This window comes from Pontibacterium sp., from assembly GCF_041587635.1.
Lineage (GTDB): Bacteria > Pseudomonadota > Gammaproteobacteria > Pseudomonadales > Balneatricaceae > Pontibacterium.
The window spans coordinates 1-7253 of record NZ_JBFGYC010000164.1; the positions used below are offsets into that span (position 1 = coordinate 1).

Consider the following 7253-nt stretch of genomic DNA (forward strand, 5'->3'; position numbering starts at 1 on the left):
CCTTTTTTTATTTCCCCTCCACGCAGCCTGTACAAAAACCTCGAGGGGTTAGCCTCAAGGTTTTGTGTATAAAGGGCTGGAGGATAATTTAAACCGTCACATCCAGAATATCGAAGTCAGACAACACGTCCAGCGTCTGATCTACAATGACAACAACCTCGCCATTGCTAAACCAATCAGTCGATAAACCGTCTACATCACTCGCTGCCACCTCAGCCCAGCCTTCATCGGTAAAGTGCACGCTGTCGCCTGCATCTCCAGTAATAAACAATGTATTGTCGGTATCGGTATGCGCCAGCACTGCATTTTTATCCACAACCACTTCGCTGCCTTCACTACCGGACAGCGCGAGAGTATCAACACTGTCAAACTGTACCGCGATTTCTCCTAATACAAAATCATCATCGGTTTGCAGCAGGTCGGTCTGATCACCATTGGCATACACAGTTGAGGTGTGCATAAAGCTGTCTGGCGCACCCAGTGTATGATCAACAGTCAGGCCGGTTACCACCGAATTTTCCTGATGCATCTGGGTGTAGCTGTTCACCTGGAACTCATCACCGACGGTGTTGCCATCACCATCAAACCGCTGACCAAAGGTGCCAACACCAGAGCCGTCCTGACGATCGGAACTCCAGGTCACCACAAAGCCATCGTCATCCAATGAGGCGATCGACGCATCATCTTGCGCGCGGCTGGTTGCGGTATTGATCTGGAACTCGTCACCCACAGGCTGTGCATCGCTGTCAAAGCGCTGGCCGTACACACCGTTACCGGAGCCATCCTGATCAGAGGAACTCCATACCACGGCAAAGCCCCCATCGTTCAGGTCGGTAATCACCGGATTTATCTGATTGCTGGCGGTTTCGCTGTTGATCTGGAACTCATTCCCCTGAGTCTGGCCTGCGGCATCAAAACGTTGCCCATAGATTCCACGACCCGAACCGTCCTGATTATCAGATTCCCAGGTCACCACATAGCCACCGTCGGAAAGCGCGGTTATCGCTGATTCTGTCTGGCTATTACGGGTATAGGTATTGATCTGGAATTCATCACCTACTGTGTTACCAACAGCATCAAACTGCTGGCCAAAGATACCGTAGCCACGGCCGTCCTGCGCCAGACTGCTCCAGCTAACAACATAACCATCGTCAGCCAGTACGGTGACCGCAGGGTCTTCCTGATCCCAGCGGGTGAAGCTGTTGATTTGGAATTCATCACCAACAACGTTGCCATCGGCATCAAAACGCTGACCAAAGATACCTTCGTTACCACCATCCTGATTTGCAGAGTTCCAGACTGCTACAAAACCTCCGTTGCTCGTCGCCGCCAGTGCACTGCTACTTTGTGACCCCTCAGTGAAACTATTGACCTGAATCGCGTCGCCATCTGCCAGGCCATCAGTGTTGTAACGCTGTGCAAAAACGCCGTTACCGGAACCATCTTCATTGGCTGACGTCCAGCTCACCACAAAACCACCCTCGGGCAATGATGTGATAGCGGGTTCGGTCTGGCTATTAGAGGTGACAGTATTGATCAGGAACTCACCACCTGCTGTGTTACCTTGAGCATCGTACTTTTGGCCATAGATCCCCCAATCACCGCCATCCTGGCGGTAAGAGCTCCATGCCACTACAAAGCCGCCATCTAAAGACGGACTTTGCCCCTGCAGCTGGATAGTGACATTTGCCGTTTCACTGTTCGTTTCACCGTCGTTCGCGACATAGGTAAACTGAGTTTCAGCCGTTTCGCCCGTATTCAACTCAGATGCATTTTCCAATAAGTAACTAAAGCTACCGTCATTGTTGTTCGTCACAGAGCCCTGATCGGGTTGGGAGGTTAGCTCAAACGTAAGGTTATCCAAATCGGCATCCGTACCGACAAAACGCCCTTCTACGGCATAATCTTCACTGGCGACAATGCTGATATCCGCAACAACCGGTGCAATATTATCGGAAGGACTAATCGCATCATCCGCTCCCTGAACAGTGACCGTAACCGTGGCACTACCACTGACATTACCCTCATCATCTGTTGCGATGTAGGTAAAGGTTACATCCTGCGTATCCCCCTCATTTAGTGACTGGAAGTCGTCTCCGGGAGTGAAGGTAAAGGTGCCATCGTTGTTATTGGTGACGCTGCCTTCGCCAGCAGCCAAATTAGAAACGATGGTGTAGGTCATAGCATCGCCGTCAGGGTCTGTTGCATCGAAACCGGTCGTTACCGAAGCACCATCTTCTACAGCCAGCACCGACAGATCCTCTGCGATTGGAACCTGATTTTCCGCACTGGCCATATCAAACACCGGAGAGTAACCCAACGTTGCAATGTCTGAGTTGAATTGGCCTATATCTGACTCGGGATTGACGAGGAATTGCACACCGACTTTGTCGCCATTCGCATCAAAACGCTGACCGGCAATACCATGCCCGGCCCCATCGGTCACAACAGGATCAGCCCCTTGCCAGGTAACAACAAAGCCACCATCCCCCAAGGAGGTAACAGCTGGAAGCTCCTGATTCCCGTATGTTTCGGCGTTAATCAGAAATTCTTCCCCTGCACGATTGCCGTCCGCATCATAGCGCTGACCGGAAATACCAGAGGCAGATTCATCTCCTGTCGCACTATCAAAGCCATGCCAAACCACCACAAACCCGCCATCACTCAAGCCCATAACAACTGGGGAAGACTGGGTCTCACTCGTATGCGTATTGACAAGAAATTCCCCATCAACAGCATTGCCATCTGCGTCAAAACGCTGACCCGAGATACCTTCTCCAGAGGCGTCCCCACTGGCTGGATTCCAGTTCTGCCAAGTCACGACAAAGCCGCCATCACTCAAACCTGCAACCGAAGGATTCCATTGCGCATTATCCATCAGGGTGTTGATCAGGAACTCCTCACCAACGGTGTTGCCATCCGCATCGAAACGCTGCCCCGAAATACCTACCGCATCGCCGGTCGCAGGATCATTGCCATACCAGGTCACCACAAAACCGCCATCACTCAGACCTGTGATATCCGGATGCGCTTGGTCACCGTTTTGATGGGTATTCACTAGCAGCTCAGATCCCTGAGCCTGCCCCTCAGCATCAAAGCGCTGAGCTTTAATGCCAGCACCCGAGCTGTCACCATCATAATCGTACCAAGTCACGACAAAGCCACCGTCTGCGGTCGCAGTGATAGCAGGATGGAGCTGCTGTTCGTCAGTATTGGTGTTGACCAAGAACTCACTACCCATAGCACTACCATCAGCCGCAAAGCGCTGACCAGCAATACCATAATCATCCGTATCACCAGTGGTACTATCTCCCCCATGCCAGGTCACAACAAAGCCGCCATCTTTAAGACCAGTAATAGACGGGTTCTCCTGTGAATCAGAAGAATGGGTATTGATCTGAAATTCGGCACCCACTGGATTGTCATCGACATCGTAACGCTGGCCAAAAATCCCGTAACCAGAGCTATCCTGAGCATTCCAAACAATCACATACCCACTTTCAGTGACCGCTTCATCACTCCCGGTAACCGTTATCGTTGCAGTTGCCGGGTTTGAGGTACTTCCCTGAACGTCCGTTGCCGTATACGTAAAGGTCACATCCTGGCTTTCTCCATCATTAAGCGACTGGAAGTCGTCACCTGGAGTAAAGGTAAAAGTGCCATCGTTATTATTGGTGATACTGCCCTTGCCATCAGCCAAATCGGAGGTGATGGTGTATGACATTGCATCGCCATCCACATCAGTACCGGCAAAACTTCCGGCAACACTACTATCATCTTCATTCAGCGTCAGATTCACGTCCTCAACGGTCGGTGTCCGATTGAAGACTTCCGTACCATCCCCTTCCTGACGTAATGCGGTCACTGCCACATCGGTCTGGTCATAACGGGTATAGGTATTCATCTGGAACTCGCCGCCTATGGCGTTCCCTTCCGCGTCATAGCGCTGGGCGAAAATACCCTCACCGGAACCGTCTTGACGATCAGAACTCCAGCTGATGATGACACTACCGTCTTCCTGCACCGCAACCTTAGGCTCACTCTGATCATAAGCAACAGTGCTGTTGACCATGAACTCATCACCGTCCGGATTACCGTCCATATCAAAACGCTGTGCGAAGACGCCATAGCCATCACCGTCTTGACCGGCGGATGCCCAGGTAACAACAAATCCACCAATAGGCAGACTTGCAACCGATGGACTGCTTTGATTGTTTTGAGTCGTTGAGTTGATCTGGAACTCATCACCAACGGTCTGGCCGTCCGCATCAAAACGCTGACCAAACACACCGTTATCGGAACCATCCTGACGGTCAGATTCCCAAACGATCACGAAACCGCCATCACTCAACGCATCAGCAACCGGGGCCGTCTGGTTACCAAAGGTGTGACTGTTTGCCTGGGACTCACTACCAACCTTCTCGCCTTCGGCATCAAAGCGTTGGAAGAACACGCCATCACCACGACCGTCCTGACCTTGAGAGGCCCACGCCATCACAAACCCACCGTCACTCAGGGAGGTGGCGGAGGGTGCAGACTGGTCGAAGGTAGTGGTGCTATTGATAAGGAACTCGTCACCTTGAGCATTTCCAACAGCATCAAACAGCTGCCCATAGATACCGTCACCATGACCATCCTGGCCTTGAGATACCCAGCTCACCACAAAGCCGCCATTGTCCAGTCCAGAGATGGCAGCGTTGGCTTGACGACCTTCGGTGTGCGTATTGACCTGGAACTCTGATCCCTGAGCTATGCCATCGGCATCGTAGCGCTGTCCCATTAGGGCACCAGCAGATCCGTCCTGCTGATACGAGGTCCAAGTCACAACAAAGCCACCATCGTTCAAAGATGTAATAGCGGTTTCTGATTGTGAGCGATCTGCAGTCGTATTGATCTGGAACTCATCACCAACCGCAACGCCCTCTTCATCATAACGCTGGCCAAACACGCCCCAGTTATCCGCATCTTGGCGGTAGGAACTCCATACCGCAACAAACCCTTCAGGACTGCCCTCAACCGTAATAGACACGGTCGCAGGCTCGCCTGTACGTCCCGTGTCGTCTGTAGCAGCATAGGTGAAGCTAACAGTCTCATTTTCACCCACGTTGAGATACTGAAACGCATCGCCCGGTGCGAAGCTGAAGCTTCCGTCTTCATTCACTGTGACAGAACCACGTGCTGGTTCCTCAACCACACTAAACGTAACCGCATCCCCTTCTTCATCGGTTGCCGTGAGCTGCCCATCAATGGCCGCATCGTCTTCGTTACCCGCGAAACTCACGTTGGTTACCACAGGCGCATGCTCAAGACCGGTGATCGTTAAGGTCACCGTTGCAGGAACAGAATCCAGTCCCTGTTCATCTGTCGCTTTATAGGTAAAGGTCACATCACGGGTTTCATCCGGCATTAGGTCTTTAAAGTCACTGCCAGGTTCAAAGGTAAAGCTCCCGTTTTCATTGACGATGACGCCACCTTCAGCGGGAGCATCTACCAGCGCAAAGATCAGATCACCGCCATCCACATCAGTCGCGCTCAGAGTACCCGTGATAGAGGCATCATCTTCAGTACCGGTATCGGAATAGGAGCTGACAACCGGCGCGTGATCGATACCCGTGACCGTCAGGGTAACAGTGGCTGGCTCAGACACTTCACCCTGACCGTCGGTCGCGGTGTAGGTAAACATCACGTCACGGCTGCTGCCTTCTGCAAGATCTTTGAAATCGTTGCCCGGTACAAAACTGAAATCACCATTTTCAGATACGGTAACGGAGCCTTCTGCTGGCGCTCCTGCCAACGCAAAGGTCAGGTTACCACCATCGACATCAGTTGCGGTCAGAGTACCGGTGATAGTTGCGTCGTCTTCGGTGCCAATACCATGCGCTGCTGCCGCCTCGGGGGTATGATCAATGCCGGATATTGCGATGGTCGCTGTGGCTTCTTCTGAGGTATAGCCTGCGCTATCGGTCGCAGTGTAGGTAAAAGTGACGTCCTTTATTTCATCTTCGGTAAGCGATTTAAAGTCATCTCCCGGCTGGAAGGTGAAGGTGCCATCATTATTGTTAACTATCGTACCCTGGCCTTCAGGCAGCTCGGAGGTAATACTGTAGCTAAGTGTATCCCCATCAGCATCAGTGCCATCAAAACTTGCGGTAATAGAACTACTATCTTCGGTGCCAGATGCTGAAATATCTAAGGCGTCAGGCGTCTGATTTGTATGCCAATCAAATATCGGCGAATACCCAAGCGTTGCAATATCAGACAAATACTGCATTTCAGAGGTTTCTGTATTGACCAAACGCTCTCCGCCTACTTTATGACCTTCTGCATCGAAACGTTGTGTTGACACTCCAGCCGCAGAGCGATCACCGGTGTCATAGTCGCTCCCATCCCAGCTGATTACAAAGCCACCATCACTCATCGCGTCTACCTGAGGATGACGCTGATCGTTACCTGTCTCCGTGTTTACCCGAAATTCATTGCCCAGCTTGTCCCCATCAGCATTATAGATTTGTCCTGCGATTCCATATCCAGAGTGATCACCCCCAGCTTGAGAATACGTGCCATGGCCGTACCATGTCACAACGAAACCACCACTGCTTAACGCAGTTACAGCAGGTTCGAACTGCCCTCCACTGGTATTACTATTGACCAGAAACTCAATGCCAACCCTTTGACCCGCGACATCATAACGTTGCCCTGAGATACCGGCATGCGCACCATCTCCATTGTTATTGTCGTGACTATGCCACACCACAATAAAACCACCGTCACTCAATGCTGCAACCTCTCCTAGTCGCTGATCCCCGATGGTATGTGTGTTAACTAGAAACTCAGTACCCTGTTTATTGCCATCAGCGTCATAGACTTGGCCTGACATACCATAACCAGAATGATCTCCCCCAGTTTGATGAATCGTGCCATATCCATACCAAGTCACCACAAAGCCACCCTCAATAAGCCCGGAGACTTGTGGATGAAGCTGTATGCCGTTGGTATGTGTATTTACTAAAAACTCGTCACCAACCTGATTACCCTCTGCATCAAAGCGTTGGCCGTTTATACCGAAGGATGACTTATCTCCTGTTGTACTATTGGAGTCATGCCAAACTACTACAAAACCACCATCGGATAATGCTGCAACTTTAGGATAAAATTGATCTCCACTGGTCAACGTATTTATCAGAAATTCATTGCCAACAGAGCTTCCATCAACATCAAAACGCTGTCCGGATATACCACTGCCTGACCCATCG

Annotated in this window: 1 protein-coding gene; it reads right to left on the bottom strand. The window is 51.2% G+C overall.

Translation table 11 applies throughout. The features are described 5' to 3' along the window. Window positions 1–88: 88 nt before the first annotated feature. Window positions 89–7171 (bottom strand): Ig-like domain-containing protein, encoded by a 7083-nt coding sequence (locus ABYW01_RS09890; RefSeq protein WP_372832414.1) that lies wholly within the window; start codon window positions 7169–7171, stop codon window positions 89–91. Window positions 7172–7253 lie beyond the last annotated feature (82 nt).